At 59.0% G+C, this 17,183-nt stretch carries 16 protein-coding genes; 9 read left to right on the forward strand and 7 right to left on the reverse strand.

Going from position 1 to position 17,183, the window contains the following annotated elements:
• Positions 1-7: 7 nt before the first annotated feature.
• Complete coding sequence (locus UR504_RS01995; protein ID WP_274242998.1) at positions 8-1,033, reverse strand: LLM class flavin-dependent oxidoreductase; 1,026 nt, start codon at positions 1,031-1,033, stop codon at positions 8-10.
• 178 nt (positions 1,034-1,211) lie between these two features.
• Between UR504_RS01995 and yajD the strand changes: the two genes are divergently transcribed.
• On the forward strand, positions 1,212-1,559 hold the full coding sequence (gene yajD, locus UR504_RS02000; RefSeq protein WP_023617218.1) for an HNH nuclease YajD: 348 nt from the start codon (positions 1,212-1,214) through the stop codon (positions 1,557-1,559).
• Positions 1,560-1,596: 37 nt separating this feature from the next.
• On the opposite strand, the gene UR504_RS02005 is transcribed toward yajD, so the two are convergent.
• Positions 1,597-2,382, reverse strand: a complete 786-nt coding sequence (locus UR504_RS02005; RefSeq protein ID WP_274242997.1) for a MipA/OmpV family protein — start codon at positions 2,380-2,382, stop codon at positions 1,597-1,599.
• Positions 2,383-2,505: 123 nt separating this feature from the next.
• Between UR504_RS02005 and UR504_RS02010 the strand changes: the two genes are divergently transcribed.
• From UR504_RS02010 to UR504_RS02025, 4 genes are all read left to right on the forward strand, one after another.
• On the forward strand, positions 2,506-3,201 hold the full coding sequence (locus UR504_RS02010) for a response regulator (protein WP_127730582.1): 696 nt from the start codon (positions 2,506-2,508) through the stop codon (positions 3,199-3,201).
• Positions 3,198-4,394, forward strand: a complete 1,197-nt coding sequence (locus UR504_RS02015) for a sensor histidine kinase (protein WP_320739269.1) — start codon at positions 3,198-3,200, stop codon at positions 4,392-4,394. Before UR504_RS02010 ends, UR504_RS02015 begins: the two co-directional genes overlap by 4 nt.
• 78 nt (positions 4,395-4,472) lie before the next feature.
• A complete protein-coding gene (locus UR504_RS02020; protein WP_320739271.1) occupies positions 4,473-5,621 on the forward strand; it encodes an efflux RND transporter periplasmic adaptor subunit in 1,149 nt (382 codons plus the stop codon).
• A complete protein-coding gene (locus UR504_RS02025; RefSeq protein ID WP_320739272.1) occupies positions 5,618-8,695 on the forward strand; it encodes an efflux RND transporter permease subunit in 3,078 nt (1,025 codons plus the stop codon). Before UR504_RS02020 ends, UR504_RS02025 begins: the two co-directional genes overlap by 4 nt.
• A gap of 22 nt (positions 8,696-8,717) precedes the next feature.
• On the opposite strand, the gene UR504_RS02030 is transcribed toward UR504_RS02025, so the two are convergent.
• Positions 8,718-9,485 (reverse strand): arylamine N-acetyltransferase family protein, encoded by a 768-nt coding sequence (locus tag UR504_RS02030; protein ID WP_111965710.1) that lies wholly within the window; start codon positions 9,483-9,485, stop codon positions 8,718-8,720.
• 96 nt (positions 9,486-9,581) lie between these two features.
• Between UR504_RS02030 and UR504_RS02035 the strand changes: the two genes are divergently transcribed.
• Entirely contained in the window at positions 9,582-11,036 is a 1,455-nt protein-coding gene (locus tag UR504_RS02035; protein ID WP_320739273.1) for a PLP-dependent aminotransferase family protein, read from the forward strand.
• On the opposite strand, the gene UR504_RS02040 is transcribed toward UR504_RS02035, so the two are convergent.
• Positions 11,008-11,892, reverse strand: a complete 885-nt coding sequence (locus UR504_RS02040) for a LysR family transcriptional regulator (RefSeq protein ID WP_115876059.1) — start codon at positions 11,890-11,892, stop codon at positions 11,008-11,010. The two genes, UR504_RS02035 and UR504_RS02040, sit on opposite strands and share 29 nt — an antisense overlap.
• A 135-nt stretch (positions 11,893-12,027) precedes the next feature.
• On the opposite strand from UR504_RS02040, the gene UR504_RS02045 reads away from it, so the two are divergent.
• A complete protein-coding gene (locus UR504_RS02045) occupies positions 12,028-13,008 on the forward strand; it encodes a nitronate monooxygenase (RefSeq protein WP_320739275.1) in 981 nt (326 codons plus the stop codon).
• Positions 13,009-13,048: 40 nt separating this feature from the next.
• Here UR504_RS02045 and UR504_RS02050 read toward each other — a convergent pair whose 3' ends face one another.
• Positions 13,049-14,104, reverse strand: coding sequence for an SDR family oxidoreductase (locus tag UR504_RS02050; RefSeq protein ID WP_320739276.1), 1,056 nt, complete (start codon positions 14,102-14,104; stop codon positions 13,049-13,051).
• Positions 14,105-14,201: 97 nt separating this feature from the next.
• Between UR504_RS02050 and UR504_RS02055 the strand changes: the two genes are divergently transcribed.
• Complete coding sequence (locus tag UR504_RS02055; protein WP_274242981.1) at positions 14,202-15,089, forward strand: LysR family transcriptional regulator; 888 nt, start codon at positions 14,202-14,204, stop codon at positions 15,087-15,089.
• Positions 15,090-15,171: 82 nt separating this feature from the next.
• On the forward strand, positions 15,172-15,441 hold the full coding sequence (locus tag UR504_RS02060) for a hypothetical protein (RefSeq protein WP_274242979.1): 270 nt from the start codon (positions 15,172-15,174) through the stop codon (positions 15,439-15,441).
• A gap of 12 nt (positions 15,442-15,453) precedes the next feature.
• Here UR504_RS02060 and umuC read toward each other — a convergent pair whose 3' ends face one another.
• Together umuC and umuD are read right to left on the reverse strand one after the other, a co-directional pair.
• On the reverse strand, positions 15,454-16,716 hold the full coding sequence (umuC, locus tag UR504_RS02065) for a translesion error-prone DNA polymerase V subunit UmuC (RefSeq protein ID WP_320739277.1): 1,263 nt from the start codon (positions 16,714-16,716) through the stop codon (positions 15,454-15,456).
• Entirely contained in the window at positions 16,700-17,134 is a 435-nt protein-coding gene (gene umuD, locus UR504_RS02070; protein ID WP_115874894.1) for a translesion error-prone DNA polymerase V autoproteolytic subunit, read from the reverse strand. The genes umuC and umuD overlap by 17 nt, the downstream gene beginning before the upstream one ends.
• Positions 17,135-17,183 lie beyond the last annotated feature (49 nt).

A 17,183-nucleotide genomic window follows, 5' to 3' on the forward strand; every position in this document is an offset into this window, starting at 1 on the left:
AGCGGAACTACTCGCGCCAGCCCATTGCCGGTGCGACATGCTTGAGAATAGACTCAATCACGTGCGCATTATAATCCACACCCAGCTGGTTCGGTACGGTCAGTAAGAGCGTATCGGCTTCGGCAATTGCCTCGTCCTTTTTCAGCTGTTCAACCAGCTTGTCCGGCTCCGCGGCATAGCTGCGCCCGAAGATGGCGCGCGTTTTCTCATCGAGGTAACCCACGCTATCGCTGTCGTTGCGGCTGGCACCGAAATACATCCGGTCACGGTCGTCCATCAGCGCAAAAATACTGCGGCTGACCGACACCCGCGGCTCGCGCGTATGCCCTGCGTCTTTCCAGGCCTGACGGTACGCGCGGATCTGTTTTGCCTGCTGAATATGGAACGGCTCACCGGTTTCATCGTCCTTCAGCGTTGAGCTTTGCAGGTTCATTCCAAGCTTTGCGGCCCATACGGCCGTCGCATTGGAACCGGCGCCCCACCAGATACGCTCGCGCAGCCCTTCAGAATACGGCTCCAGGCGCAGCAGCCCCGGCGGATTCGGGAACATTGGCTGCGGGTTCGGTTTGGCAAACCCTTCCCCACGCAGCACCTCAAGCAGCACCTCGGTATGACGGCGCGCCATGTCCGACTCGTTTTCCCCTTCCTGCGGGACATAGCCGAAATGACGCCAGCCATCAATAACCTGCTCCGGGGAGCCGCGGCTGATGCCGAGCTGCAGGCGACCGCCGGAAATCAAATCCGCCGCGCCCGCATCCTCGGCCATGTACATCGGGTTTTCGTAACGCATGTCGATCACGCCGGTGCCGATTTCGATGGTTTTCGTTTTTGCACCAATAGCGGCCAGCAGAGGGAACGGCGAGCTAAGCTGTCGGGCGAAGTGGTGCACGCGGAAATAGGCGCCGTCTGCCCCCAGTTCCTCAGCCGCCACGGCTAAATCAATAGACTGCAGCAGCGTGTCTGCCGCCGAGCGCGTGCTCGACTGCGGCGAAGGCGTCCAGTGACCAAAGGATAAAAATCCGATCTTTTTCATAACCATTTTTCCTGATAATACGTTGCGTTCTGTCCACTTTACGCATTACCCGATAAGAATAAATGCCGTTTATTTAACGGAAAGCATCAAATAAATTGACAGAATAGCGTGGTTCTTCATTCCGCCCCATAATGGGATATAATCTTCCCCACTCTTTTCATGGCAGGTAAAACCGGCAATGGCTTTGATCCCCAAAAACTACGCGCGGCTGGAAAGCGGCTATCGCGAAAAAGCATTAAAAATCTATCCATGGGTGTGTGGACGCTGCTCGCGCGAGTTTGTCTATTCCAATCTTCGCGAACTCACGGTTCACCATATCGATCACGACCATACCAACAACCCGGAAGATGGCAGCAACTGGGAGCTGTTGTGCCTGTTTTGCCACGATCACGAGCATTCGAAATACACCGAAGCGGATCGGTACGGCACCACCGTGGTCGCCGGGGAAGACGCGCAAAAAGACGTGGGCGTCGCCACGTTTAACCCGTTTGCCGATTTAAAGGCGATGATGGATAAGAAGAAGTAATCCTCTCGCCCCCTCGCTCACATCGTGATCCACGAATTTAGAATGTCCAGGTGATAGCGGCGGTTGCAGACCCCTCATTACGCCGCAGCACTATCGGGCTGTCATTTGCATGGTCGCCAAGCCAGGTATAGTCCGCGCTCAGGACCGTCCCCCAGTGGGCATCGAACTGATGGCTCCAGGTCAGGCTGGTGTCGACGCCGTAAAATCCACCCGGCGCAGCATAGCGGCGATAGCCGGTGCGGCGGCTCTGCTGCTCGCTGACCCCATACCAGGTATTCAGGTAACGGCTGTCGCCAAACAGGGCCGCAGACTGCAAGGCGATCGTGTCCTGGTTATTTTGTACCGGGATCAGCGTAACGGAGGCCTGATAGCTTGCCCCCTGGCTGTCGGTTAACGGCAGCGTCGCTTTGCCTTCCATACTCAGCCATGGCGCGGCCTGCCAGCCCACGGCAAGGCCGGTATTCAGGGTGGCATCAATGTCCCCCATCCCTTTCAGATTGTTTGCGCCCTCACGCCAGCCAGAATTTTTATCAGCCCTTCCGAAGTCGTAGCCCAGCGTGTGTTCGAAATACCAGCCGCTGTCATTTTGCAGGTCATACCCCACCCCTTTTTGCGCATCAACGAAGAAAGCGCCTTTGCGTCCCTGCAGCACAGGAACCACCTGCCACACCTGCTTGTCTGAGCCTGAGTAACGCGGGGCGTATTGCCCTCCCAGCCCGACGGTTAGGGAATCGGAAGCGGTGCCATCATCCGCCTGCGCGCCGGAAGCCACGGCCATCAGAAGCGGGACGGACATATACAGGACTTTATTTATCGCTATCATACTGCTCTCCATACGGACGCTGGCGTCTCCTGATACAGGGCGGCCACACAATGTTGGCGCAGTATGATTTGGCTGAATCAATGAATCGTCGGGATAGTGTTAAGAAATGGTCAAGGTGAACGGATGTTGTCCAGAAGAGTGCTGATTATTGAAGATGACGCCGATGCGGCTGGCGTGCTCGAAGCCTATTTACGGCGGGAAAATTACGACGTGACCATTACCGGGGACGGTCATTCCGGGCTGGATATGGCACAGCGGTGGAAGCCAGACCTCATTCTGCTGGACGTGATGCTGCCGGGGCTTAACGGCACCGAAGTGCTGGCTGGCCTGCGTCGTAAAAGCGATGTGCCGGTGATTATGGTTACGGCCATGGGGGATACTCCCGATCGCATTGGCGCCCTGCGTTACGGTGCCGATGATTACGTTGTGAAGCCTTATCATCCGGGCGAAGTGGTGGCTCGCGTACAGGCGGTGCTGCGGCGCAGCAGTAAAAAAGAGACAGACGACGAGATCCTTCGCTGGCAAACGCTGGCGGTGGATGTCGCCGCCATTGTGGCGAGCGTGGATAACGGCGACGACGCGCCCGTGATGCTCGATCTTACGCCAACGGAATTCTCGCTTCTGGCAACGCTGCTGCGCTCTCCCGCACGCCCCTTTTCCCGTCAGTACCTGCTGGAACACTGTCTGCCGGAAAGCGAGGCGCTGGAGCGCGTGGTGGACACCCATATTTATAACCTGCGTAAAAAACTCGAAGCGGCGGGCATCTCCGGCGTGCTGATCAACGTTCGCGGCGTGGGTTACAGGTTCAGACAGCCATGATAAAAAACCGGCACTCCTCTCTGTGGCGCTGGATTTGCGCGCGCATCCTGGCGCTGGCTATCGGCAGCGTGATCGTCATTGCCACCTGCATGTGGCTGCGCTATGCGGTCCAGAACTACTGGATCATGGGCAGGATGCCACCGGCGGTCCGGCAGGAATTTCTGACGCTCAGCCAGAACCCACAGGCCGATCCGGCCCGCTTCCACTCGATTGTGGATACCTGGTGGGGGCTGAGTTATTCCACGCCATCCATCGCCTCTGCGGACTGGGTTACGGTGGCCCTGCTGGTGCTGGTGATGATCCCTTTTATCGTGGTGATGGGGCTCAAACACGCCCGGCCGCTGGCGCTGCAGTTCAGCCGCCTTCGCGATGCGGCAAAGGATGTCGCCGAAGGGCAGTTTGGCCGTCAGGCTGAACTCGTCAAGGATGCGCCAGCGGAAATGGTCAGCTTTGCAAACGACTTTAACTCCATGACGGGGCAACTCGCCCGCTATGAAAAAGAGCTCCGCGCCTCGCACGTCGCGATGGCGCACGAGCTGCGCTCGCCCCTGACGGCCGCCATCGGGCGTCTGCAGGGCATGTTGGACGGCGTGTTTGATGCCAGCCCGGCACAGCTGGGCATGGTGATGAAACAGCTTCAGCATCTTAATCGCCTGACCGATGAGCTTCACCTTCTCTCGTTAGCGGACGCGGGAAATCTGGTGCTGGAAGAGCAGGCCTTTTCTCTGGATGAGCTTATTCAGGAGCGGGCGGCCTGGATCATGCCGCAGGCCGAAGCGCATCATTTTACGATTACGCTGCGTAACCCGCGTACGTGCCCGTTCAGAGGCGATGCGTTCCGCATGGGGCAGGTTGTTACCATCCTCATGGAAAATGCACTACGCTACGGGCGCGAGGGCGGACATCTTGAGGTGACGCTGCGTTACGCCAGCGGGCGTTACATCCTCGAATTCACCGATGACGGGCCGGGCGTTTCGCCCCAGTTTTTACCGGAAATGTTTAAACGCTTTAGCCGCGAGGAGCAGTCCCGCGCGCGGCATTCTGGCGGCAGCGGCCTCGGATTGTCCATCGCCCGGGCAATTTGCCAGGCGCATGGGGGTGAGATTAGCGCGTCATTATCCGAAACGGGCGGCCTCGCCGTACGCATCGTATTGCCCTGGCACCCGTCCGGTAATGAAAATATCCACTCTTGATAAAGCCTTGACAGAACGTCGAATCTTTCTCGACGTAGCGCGCATTTAATAACGCCATTCCCTTTATGGAGCGGCGTTATGTCAGACGAATTTTTTCTCTCCCTCCGCCACTGCCTGCATCATTTGTACGGCGTGGCGCGCACCCTTTCCTGGCTGCATTTTCTTCCCCTGGCCCTGCTTGCGCTGGCGATTTTTCCGCTGACCGGCTGCGGTGATAAACACGAAAACAAACCTGACCCAGTGCGTAAGGTACGCTACGTCGTCGTTGGCCCCGCCCAAACCCTTCCCGCGCTGGAAAGAACCGGTGAGATCCATGCCCACGATGAAACGACCCTGAGCTTTCGTACCGGAGGCCGGATACTGACGCGCAGCGTTGATATTGGCGACCGGATCACTGCCGGACAGCTACTGGCCACGCTTGATAATACGACCGGGAAAAACCAGCTCGACAGCGCTGAGGCCGATTATGAAAGCGCCAAAGCCTCTGCCCAGGTCGCCGCGATTAACGTCAGTCGCATGCAAAAGCTTATGCCAACGGGTGCGATAGCCCGCACGCAGCTCGACAGCGCCCGGGCTGACTGGCTTGTCGCCCGCGCGCGCTTAAAAAGCAGCGAGGCCGCGTGGCGAAATGCTCGCGAAAGCCTCGGCTGGACGCGCCTGATCGCGCCACAAGCGGGCGTCATCACGGCCGTGAGCGCCTCTGCGGGGCAGGTTGTCAGCGACGGCCAGTCCGTGCTGACGCTGGCGACCGGAGAAGATCGCGACGTGGCGTTTGATATTGCCACGCCCGATGCGATCCCACCTCTGGATAAGGCGGTTTTGCGGGTTTCCCTCCTCAGCGACCCGTCGGTACAGGCCTCTGCCGTACTGCGGGATATTACCCCGCAGGCCGATCCTCAGACCCGCACGTGGCGCGTCAGAGCCACCCTGCAAAACCCGCCGGAGGCTATGGCGCTGGGCGCCAGCGTCACCGTTACGTTGCCATCGTCATCCCCGCACGGGTACACCCTTCCCGCGTCGGCGCTGACCCGCGTCGGCGACAAACCGGCCGTTTTTGTGATCGCTTCACAGTCGCGGGCGCAGCTGCGCGCGGTAGTGCCCGCGAGCTATACGGCCACCTCCGTCATGATTGCCTCCGGCCTTGAGCCCGGCGACAGGGTGATTACGGCGGGCGTGAGCACATTACGATCCGGCGAGCCGGTGGTGCCAGGGGAGGTTCAGCCATGAGTACCGGAGCGGAAGCCAAATTTAACCTCTCCGCCTGGGCGCTTAAGAACCAGCAGATGGTCAGCTTTTTCATGCTGCTGGTGCTTGCGATGGGCGTGTTCTGCTATGAGAAGCTGCCGCGTAATGAAGATCCGGCGTTCACCATTAAAACGGCCGTCGTCTCCGCGCAGTGGCCGGGAGCCTCCGTGACGGATACCACCCGCCTGCTGACCGATACGCTTGAAAAAAAGCTGCAGGAAACGCCCTGGCTGGACTATCTCGAAAGTGAAACCCGTGCCGGGCGCACCGTTATCCACGTCAACCTCCGTGACGATACGCCCCCGCAACGCGTGCCCGATATCTGGTATCAGGTTCGCAAAAAAATGCAGGACATCGCGCCGTCCCTGCCTGACGGGGTGCAGGGGCCTGCCGTGGACGACGAGTTTGACGACACGTTCGGCACTATTTATGCCTTTATTCCCGACGGTTTTACCCTGCGGGAGGTGCGGGATCGCGTAGAGACAATACGTCGCGAGCTCATGTCCCTGCCGGATATGGGTAAGACCACCCTGCTGGGCGAACAGCAGGAGCAGTGGGTTCTCGCCTTTTCTCCGGCACGCCTGGCCGGTATGGGGCTCGATATTCAGGAAGTTGCTGACGTCCTCCGGGCGCAAAACGCGGTTGTCCCGGCTGGCGTTATGCGAACCGGGCAGGAGAACATGGCGATAAAGGTCAGCGGAGCGCTCACCACCGAAGAGAGCTTACGCGCCGTCACGCTGCACGTTAACAATCGCTATATTCCGCTGACCGATATTGCCACCGTCACCCGCGAAATCGCCGAGCCACCGGCTCCGGCCTACCGGGTGAACGGCAAGCCGGCTATCGGGCTGGCGGTGTCGATGGCACCAACAGGCAACATGCTTCGTTTCGGCGCTGCGCTGAACGCAAAAATGGCGGCCCTCAGCGCCGGGCTGCCGCACGGTATCGAGATGGTGAAAGTCGCCGATCAGTCCGCGGTGGTGAGTGACGCGGTAAGCGGGTTTATCCGGGTGCTTATCGAAGCCGTTGTTATCGTGCTGGCGGTTTCATTTGTCTCGCTGGGTTTACGGGCCGGACTGGTGGTGGCGACGGCCATTCCGCTGGTGCTCGCCATGACGTTTGCCGGCATGATGCTTGCAGGTATTGGCCTTCAGCGTATCTCGCTCGGGGCGCTGATCATCGCCCTGGGCCTGCTGGTGGATGACGCCATGATCGCCGTCGAAACGATGGTCTCCCGGCTGGAAGCGGGGGATTCCCGTCGGCACGCGGCCACCCATGCATTCAAAACGACGGCCTTCCCGATGCTCACCGGGACTCTGGTAATGATTGCCGGTTTTATTCCCGTTGGTTTTGCGGCCTCCAGCGCCGGTGAATACTGTTTTTCCCTCTTTGCGGTGGTGCTCATTGCCCTGCTCTGCTCCTGGGTTGTCGCGATCCTGTTTTCGCCGTTGACCGGCACGTGGCTGCTGCCGGAAACAGTCAGACATCACGCGGCAGAACCCGGAAGGATCGCGCGCGGGTACGGACGGCTTTTACGCCTGGCATTGCGTCACCGAGTCGCTACCGTGCTGCTCGCCCTTTCCGCGCTGGGGCTGTCAGCGTACGGCACGACGTTTATGCAGGGCGAGTTTTTCCCCGCCTCGGACCGGCCCGAGCTGCTGGTCAGCCTGACGCTTCCGGCCAACGCGTCGCAGCCGGAAACGCTCAGAGAGGTGGAAAAGCTGGAAAAAGCGCTGGCCGACAACAGCAATATCGATCGCTTTTCGACGTACGTTGGCTCAGGCGCCATCCGTTTTTACCTGCCGATGGACGTGCTGCTGGAAAATGAAAACATCGCCCAGATGGTTGTGGTCGCGAAGGATCTTGCGGCGCGGGATCGTCTGCACGCACAGCTCAACACGATCCTGGCGACGCAGTTTAGCGACATCATCACCCGCGTGTCGCCCCTTGAGCTGGGGCCTCCCGTCGGCTGGCCCATCAAATACCGGGTGAGCGGGCCGGATTATCTGCAGGTCCGGGCGTTTGCGAACCGTCTCACGGACGCGATTGGCCGGTCTTCGTTCTCACGCGACGTTAACCAGACGGCCGGAGAGCCTGAAAGGGTCATCACCCTTAAGGTGAATCAGACGGCGGCCAGGGCGGCGGGAATATCGTCCGAAAGCCTCGCCCGCACGCTGAATACCGTCTGGTCCGGCAGCGTCGTCACCTCGGTCAGGGATAATGACCGCCCTGTCGACGTGGTGCTGCGGGCCGAGGACAGCGCGCGCCACAGCACCGCCACCCTCTCCTCGCTCACGATTCAGGGGAATGACGGTAAAAAAATTCCGCTCAGCGCCGTCGCGACGCCGGTCTGGGGCGTGGACGATCCGGTCATCTGGCGCCGCCAGCGCGTGCCCTTTATCACGGTGCAAACCGATCTCGCCCCGGGGCTGAAGGCTGAAGCGGTATCCGCCGCGCTGCGTCCGACGGTGGATAAACTGCGCGCGAGCCTGCCCGCAGGTTACAGCATTGAAGAAGGCGGCGCGGTCGCCGAATCGGATAAGGGGAACAGCTCCGTCTTTACCGTTCTTCCGGTGACGCTGGTCATCATGCTTTTGCTTCTGATGCTCCAGCTGCGGAGATACTCCCGGATGCTGCTGGCGCTTCTGATGGCACCGTTTGGTTTACCAGGGATCGTGCTGGCTATGCTGCCTGGCGGAACGCCGATGGGGTTTGTTGCGCTGCTGGGCGTTATCGCCCTGGCGGGGATGATCGTGCGTAACGCGGTAATATTGATTAGCGAGGTCGATAGCAATCTTGCTCAGGGGATGGCAAATGATGCCGCGATTATGGCTGCCGCGGAGCACAGGGCCAGACCCATCTGTCTGACCGCCTGTGCCGCCATTCTGGGGATGATCCCCATCTCTCACCAGGTCTTCTGGGGCCCAATGGCCTATGCCATCATCGGCGGGCTGCTGGCTGCGACGCTGGTGACGCTGACCGTGTTACCCGCGTCGTTTAGCCTGCTGTTACAGTTGGGGGCTCAGCGCAAAGCCGCAGAAGACGGACCGCGCTGAGGCCCTACCGTTCACCGGCAGATTACGCAGCGGTTAGCGCAAAACGGTCTTTCAGGACATGGCGGATTTCATCCTCCGCCAGTTTCCGCGTTTCAGTGCCGTTCGCCGTAATGGTTTTCAGCATATCGCCCAGTAAAATCTGGCGTCCCTCCGGGCTGTGCTGCACCACCACCCGCTTCTGCACAAAGATGGCATCCGGGTGCGTGGAGTTAAGGTAGTTGGCCGGAACGAAGTCAATCCATTCCTGAGGGGTGAGATCAAAGCCGTACTGCCGGGCCCACTCTCCCTCAACCTTCGCCTCAAGCAAATACTCTCCCTCCGCGCTGCGGCTCAGGCGAAACGTGTCGAAATCCTGGGTGATTTCCACGTCAAGCGTGTCCAGCGCCATTGGCGCGCGGATGCCGTAGCTGCCGAACCCGAGATCGCAAAGCCACTGGCGGCTCTCCACCTCGGCGATGAGCGCCATATGGGTTTTCGGCCGCCGCGCGGGGTAGAACATCGGGCGCGCCGCCACGAAGCGGTAAGGTATCCCTAACGCCTCCAGCGCCATCGCAAAAAGCCCGTTAACCTCATAGCAGTAGCCGCCGCGCCCTTTCTTTAACACCTTATCGGCAATCTCGTCTGGCGCCAGCGAGACAATTTTGCCCGCCTGCACGTCCAGATTCTCAAAGGGAACGGAAAAGAGCTGATGGCGCATCAGCGCATGCAGGGTGGCCGTATCGGCAGCCGCCGGTCCGGTGTAGTTTATGCGCTTGAAATAGGTAGAGATGTTAAAATTATCGCTGTGCATACTGCCTCCTTGTCCTGAACATGCCGGACACTATAGATGGCACACATCATTGGCTGTATAGTCAGTTTCATCGAAAATTAGCCTGAACAGTTATCCATGTCTGCGCCGTACCACTCCTCTCCTCACTATCGCCGTATTGCGGTTATGCTGCGTCTTACCATTACGTCCGGCGCGCTGCGCGCCGGTGACAGGATGATCTCCGCGCGCAAACTGGCCGAACGCGAGCGCGTTAGCCTCCCGACGGCGCTGGAGGCCCTTCGCTGCCTTGAGGCTGAAGGGCTGATCGTTGCGCGTCCGCGTTCAGGCTATTACATCCGCCAGACCAGCCTCCCTCCGCGCGTGGAGCCCGCGCGTTCCTCACCCGGCCCGGTCCCCGTCACGATGTCCGCCGTGGCCCGGTCGCTGTTCAGCAGTGCAGAAGCCCGGCTGATCCCGCTGGGCGCCGCCCTGCCCGATCCCGCGTGGCTGCCGGGAGATGCGCTCCAGCGGGCGTTACACTCTGCGGGCCGTCGTCTGGACGCGCATGGACAGAGCTACAGCCTGCCTCCGGGAAGGCGGGATTTGCGAAGTAAAATTGCCGCGCGCTCTGCGCAGTGGGGAGCCCGTTTCAGCGCGGACGATCTCATTATTACCGCAGGCGCGACGCAGGCGCTCCGCCTGGCCCTGCGGGCCGTATGCCAGCCGGGAGATGTGGTGGCGATTGAGCAGCCCGCCTACTTTGGTACGCTCCTGCTGCTGGAGGATTTAGGCCTGAAGGCCTTAGCGGTCACCACCGACCCTGCAGAAGGCCTGCTGCTGGAACCGCTGGCGGACGCCATCCGCTGCCACCGCCCCGCGGCCGTTCTGGCCTCGCCCACCGTGCAAAACCCGTTGGGTGCCAGCATGCCCGTCGCGCGCAAGCAGGAACTGGTTTCTCTGCTTGAAGAAGCCGGTATTCCTCTGATTGAGGACGACGTTTACGGTGACCTGGTCGGCGAGGGGCAACGCCCTCCGGCCTGCAAGGCATTCGACCAGAACGGAAATGTGATCTACTGCAGCTCCCTGTCTAAAACGCTTGCGCCCGGGTGGCGAATCGGCTGGATTGCCGCCGGACGCTATTACCCACAGGTCTTGCAGGCCCGCATGGCCGGAGACTGGGCCGGTGCGCCGCTGCTGGAAGCGGCGACGAGCGACGTTCTGGCGAGCGGCGACTACGATCGCCATCTGCGGCGGCTGAAGCGCCGAATCGCAGAGGGCGTTCGCGCCGTCGTGGCGCAGGTCAAGGCGAGCTTTCCACCCGGTACACGCGTTAACGTGCCCGCTGCCGGTTTCCTGCTGTGGGTTGAACTGCCTCAGCGGGTCAACGCGCTGGAGGTGCACCGTCGCGCGCTGGCGCTGGGTATTGGCGTCAGCCCTGGCCCCTTGTTTTCACCTGCCGCAGAGTTAACGCACTTTCTGCGGCTGAACTGCGCAAACGAACCCACGCCCCGCCTGCTGAACGCCGTGGAACAAATTGGTGCGCTGTGCCACGAGCTGGCCGTTTTCACACAAGACTCTCCAGCCACTCGGTAAAAACCCGCACCTTGCGGGAGAGGTGACGGTGTGGATAGAGCAGTGACAGCTTGCGGTCCGGCGAGCGATAGCCTGGCAAGACTTCAACCAGAAGACCGCGGTCTATGTAAGGCTGGAGAAAAAGATTCATCCCCTGCATTAACCCCAGCCCGGCCAGGCCTGCCGCGATGTAGGCCTCGGAGTTATCCACGACAAGCTTACCGGGCAGGGTAATCTCCGCGATGCCTTCTGGCGTGGTAAACGTCCACGGATGAATGTGTCTGCTGCGGTTATTAATCCAGTTGATGGCCTGATGCTTGCGTAAATCATCCGGCGTTTCTGGCGTACCGTGTTTTGCCAGCCAGGCCGGGCTGGCGCAGGTCGTGATTTTGATGTTCCCGATTTTACGCGCAATATAATCGCCGTCCTCCAGCTCACCCACCCGCAGCACGCAGTCCAGTCCATCCCGCAGCATATCCCGACGGCGGTCAGAGCTGCTCAGAATGATGTCGATCCCGGGATGCTGACGATAAAAATCAGGCAGATTGGGTATCACCCGCAGCGTTGCAAACGAGACCGGCATATCGACTCTCAGCTGGCCATGTATTGCCCGATCCGTACCAAACGACTCCAGTAATTCGTCCGCCTGCGCCAGCAGGGGTTTACTCCGGCGATAAAAGGCTTCTCCATCCGGCGTCAGGCTAATCCGACGCGTGGTGCGCTGCAGGAGCCGCGTGCCGCTGTGTTGCTCAAGAAGCTGCAGCGCTTTGGTGACCGCCGGGCGATGGACCTGCAGATTCTCCGCCGCCTGGGTAAGACTGCCTGACTCGACAATTTCAATAAAAATTCGAATAGATTCAAAGAGGTTTATTTGCATAAGGGATGTTTTTGCCGCGAGCAGGATAAGGTGATTGTTATTAATTTTATAACAGTGATGAATATTTTTGGCTATTTTTCCTAACAATACTGCGCCCTACACTCTTCCCCATTCAAACGTAAGGGAGAGTCTGCTATGAAAAATAACCGTATTTGTCAGATCCTGGGTATCGAAAAACCTGTTATTCAGGGACCATTGTCCTGGCTTACTGACGCCCGCCTGGTCGCTGCGGTCAGCAATGCCGGAGGGCTCGGCGTGCTGGGGCCCAACGCTGGGTTAACCGCCGATACCGCGGTTTCCACGCCGGAAGAGACCGCCGAAAAAATGCGTGAAGAAATACGAAAAACCAAACGGCTGACCGAAAAACCGTTTGGTGTGAACCTGATCCCTACCGCCGTTAATGACGTCTGGACAGGGCCTATTCTTAAGGTGGTAAAAGAGGAAGGCGTCAGGGTCGTGGTGTATACGGGCTATGGGGAAGGCAGCATTATTCCCTCGCTGTTCAATGAGTTAAAAGAGGCAGGTATCGCCATTGTCTACCGCGACATCAACCCAACGCCGGAAAACACCCGTCTCGCAGAAGAAATAGGGGCAGACATTATTGTCGCCACCGGTTTTGACGAGGGCGGGACGCTACCCGCAACGGTGCTTGGCACCTTTTCCATCGTGCCGCTGATTGCCGATGCCGTGAAGCATATCCCGGTGATGGCCGCGGGCGGCATTACCGATAATCGCACCGCCAGAGCGGCGCATGCGTTAGGCGCTGAAGGCGTGTTTGCCGGTTCGGTCTTTATCAGCAGCGAAGAAAGTCGCGTGCCGCAGGGAGTCAAAGAGAAAATTGTTGCCGCCAACGGCCTGGACCTGCTGCTTTTCCGGACCGTGCCCCATTACTACCGCTCTCTACCCGGCAAGCTGGCGGAAAAACTGGCGGCGATGGATAAAGCAGGCGCAAGCAACGAAGCGCTGGGCAAGGCGATGGGAGGATTACGGGGCCTGCGCCTGGGCATGCTGGAAGATAACACCGATGAAGGCTATATTGCGCTCGGCACGGGGATTGGGAACATCCACAGCGTGAAAAGCGTGGCCGAGATCGTCAATATGTTAGCGGTTGAGTAAGCCCCAGGCGTCCTGACGGTTATCAGGACGCCCTGTGTTCTCAGGGAATAATCCGCGCGGCTCTCAGCTGCGCAAACAGGCGGAAAAACATCTCATCGGTCGCCTGCATTTGCGTAAAACCCGCCCTGCGCAGCTTGCTCCCGTCACCGAACATGTCGTAATCCCAGCTAAAGACAAAATCGGCAAACCGCCCGTCGCTCAGCTGCAGAATATCCGCTTCCACCAGCCGCTCTTCGGCAAGTTCGCGCCATACGCCGCGATAGTCGTTAAACAGCTGATGAAATGACAGCCTCACCGGCGGCGCAGAGTCCAGTTCAAACCAGCGTGCGATGCGCGGCCACAGCTCGCTCCAGCGCCAGATATCGCCATTGTTTACGTTGAAGGCCTGATTCTGTGCCGCAGGCGACGCGGCGGCCCACAGCGTGGCCTCGGCCAGCAGCCCGGCGTCGGTATGATCCACAATGCTGTGCCAGGTCTGTTCTGAACCGGGAAAACGCAGCGGTAAGCCCAACGCCTTGCACAGGGAGGCGTACAGGGTGATGCTCAGCGCAAGGTTCATGGCATTGCCCGGCACCGCGCTCCCCACCACGCCCGGCCTGATGGCATTCCAGTGCCAGCGTTTTCCCCGCTGAAACTGGCTGAGCCACGTGAGCTGTGCGGCGTTAAACTCGGCCCCCGGCACGCCGGGATCGCTTTCCCGCGCCGGGGTTTTAAACGGCCCCAGATGCGCGCCGTAGACCTTGTACCCCTGCATCAGGCTTATCGTCTGCAAAGGTGCCGCTGTTTCGAGGGTGCTGACCAGATTGCGCAGCATGGTGACGTTCGGCTCAACCATGTCCGTCCAGTTCGCCGCGTTCGCCCAGGCGCTGTAAAAGATGTGGGTGACACCGTTCAGGGAGCGCAGCGCCCGGGCGCTGTCCTGTTCATCCAGTAAATCGACCTTGACCATCGGAATGCCGTCAGGATGCGACCCGGCATGACGGCTGAGGCCAATCACCTCCCACTGATGGTTCAGGAGCGTGTTGACCAGCTGCTTGCCGACAATGCCGCTGGCGCCCGCGACCAGGGCGACGTTGTGTTGCTGCCTCTTACTCATGGTGTTTTTCCGTAAAGGGTGACAGCCACAGTGTGATATATTATTTTTTCTGCAAATACTCCCTGAAATCGATGGCACTTATAAGCAGAATCATTAAATGAATAACAAGCTCACCGCCATTTCTACCTTTCTACGCGTCGCTGAAGCAGGCTCGTTCTCAGCGGCCGCCCGTCAGACCGGGATTAAGCAGTCCGCCGTCAGTCAACAGATCGCGGCGCTTGAGGAAGCGCTTGGTGTGGTATTGCTGCACCGAACGACGCGTACGATGAAGCTGACCGAACAGGGTGAACGTTACCGGCGTGATATGCAGCTTGTGCTGGACGCCATGGGGGAAGCGGAGAGGCGTTTACATCCTGCCGATCATAGCGTTCAGGGACGCGTCCATGTCCAGTTACCGAGCGGCCTGGGCCAGATCTTTTTACCGCATCTGCTGGCGCAGCAGCGCCTGCATCCCGAACTGCAGCTGATGATTTCTCTCGATGACCGCCTTGCCGATCTGGTGACGGAGGGCGTGGATATCGCGATACGGCTGGGCAGCGAGCCTCCGCAGGCGCATGCGGCTCGCGTGCTGGGGCGTATTGAGGCGGCGCTGTTTGCCGCTCCCGATTTTCAGGCGGTACACGCCGTCAGCGCGCTGGCGACGCTCCCACACGTACGGTTCAGCGGCATTCCACTGGATGCCCCCCTGCGCCTGATTTCTGACGAGGAAACGGTCGAGGTCAACGTGAATACCGTTTTCCGTGCCAACACCAGCGACGCGCTGCTGCAGGCGCTGGAATCCGGCATGGGTATCGGCGGCATGCAGCGACCGCTCGTGGCCAGGGCGCTGCAGGCGGGCACGCTGGTACCGGTGCTGCCCAACTGGCGGTTACCCGATCGCTTCCTCTATGCCGTTTATCCTGATGCCCGCTTTATTCCGCAGCGCGTCAGAAAGGTCGTCAGCATGATTGAGCAGTTACTGCCTGAAATACTAAAGAAATGCTGATGATTCCCCCCTTAAATTACGTGCATTTTTCAACCGCCAGGAATAGAGTATTTTTACCGTATCCCCTTTTTCTGGAGCACTTATGCCGGAGTACTGTTTTTTCCAAAAAGGCCCAAACCTCATAGCACTCGAAAGCGCAAACACCGATGCGGCTGAACAGCTCATCGCCCAGGGGTTCGAAAAACAGTTCGAGGAGATCGGCGCCGCGGATGAAAAAGAGGCGCTTACTCGCCTTGCCGATATCCGTAAAAATAGTGAGATCGATCGTCATAACTTCCTGGCCGGTGCGGGCGAAATGCCGCTGATCGGCGTGCTGGCGGCTGCGGCAACCTGGTTGATTCAAAAGAAATAACGCAACGATACTCTACCTCGCCACCGGCAAATCGGCGTACCGCGTTGTATAGGCCGGTGACAACATTTCCCGCTTCATCGCCCACGGTTTCTCAATACCCTGCCCGGCAAACCATATCTTCCCTTTGCCGGAATGATTCAGGCTGTCGATCGTTTCCATCAGCGCCGCGCTGTTGGCGCGCAGGCGATTATCGTCAAACAGGTTAAGCTGGGCGACGCCGCTGCTGAAAAAGTCCGCCAGCATGACCCCGGCCTTCATATAGCGATACCCGTCGAGCCATATCCGCCCCAGCGCTTCCGTGGCGGCGCGGATGATATCGCGCGAGTCATTGGTGGGCGTCATCAGGGTGACCGAAGCCTGATTGCCGTAATAAATTTCGTTGTCCGCATGCGGGCTGGTGCGCACAAACACGCTGATAAAACGACAGTATTGATGCTCGCCGCGCAGTTTCTCTGCGGCGCGTTCCGCGTAGGCGCAAATCGCCTGGTGCATTTCCTCGTACTGCGTAATACGGTGTCCAAACGAACGGCTACAGATAATTTGCTGCTTCGTGGGGGTGAACTCCTCCAGGTCAAGGCAGGGCTCACCGCGAAGCTCGCGGGCCGTACGCTCCAGCACCACGTTAAAATGTTTGCGAATGACCCACGAGGAGGCCTCCGCCAGCTCCAGCGCCGTGGTGATCCCCATCGCGTTGAGCTTTTTCGTGATGCGTCGGCCTACCCCCCACACCTCCTCTACCGGAACCTTTTCCAGCAGTTTACGCTGGCGCTCGCGGCCTGAGAGATCGACCACGCCGCCGGTGCCGGACCACCGTTTCGCCGCATAGTTGGCCAGCTTCGCCAGCGTTTTGGTCGGGGCAATACCGACGCCAACGGTTAAGCCCGTATTTTTAAAGACCTGCGAGCGCATCTGGTGACCAAACGCTTCCAGTGACAGGCAGTGACTGACCCCTGAAACGTTCACGAACGCCTCATCAATGGAGTAAATCTCTATTGCCGGGGCGAGATCGGTCAGCGTCTGCATTACCCGACTGCTGAGATCGGCATACAGCGCATAGTTCGAGCTAAAGACGTAAACTTTTGACGGATATGGCTTTTCTTTGAATTTAAAATACGGCTCCCCCATTTTTATGTCGAACTGCTTTGCCTCCCGCGACAGTGAAATAATGCAGCCGTCGTTATTGGAAACCACCACGATGGGCTTCCCCTCCAGATCGGGGCGGAATACCCGCTCGCAGGAGGCGTAGAAGCTGTTCACATCAACCAGCGCGAACATGTTTATGCGTTTTAAGCGTGTGGGTGACGACGCCGAAGATCTGCAGCTCCTCTTCGGACTGAAAGGTAATCGGCTGATAGCAGACATTATGTGGCAACAGTCTCAGAACCGGGCGCGTCTGTAGCTCCTTCACCGTAAACTCACCGGCGACCGACGCCACGACGATATCTCCGTGTTCGGCATTTAACGAGCGGTCAACCACCAGCAGATCGCCATCGCCGATCCCCGCGCCAATCATGGAGTCTCCACTCACCTTGATAAAATAGGTCGCACTGGGGTGCCTTACTGCCAGCCGGTTAAGATCGAGACGATCCTCCACATAATCCTGTGCCGGGCTGGGGAACCCACAGGCAACACGTTCTAAAAATAAAGGTAATTCAATGATTTGTTTTGGTTGATAAGAAAAGAGAGTGTCCATAATGCCTTTCTCGCCGAATACTGTATATAAATACAGTATTACGGATTAT

The sequence above is a fragment of the Enterobacter sp. 241F3 genome (genome assembly GCF_034106785.1).
GTDB lineage: Bacteria > Pseudomonadota > Gammaproteobacteria > Enterobacterales > Enterobacteriaceae > Enterobacter > Enterobacter vonholyi.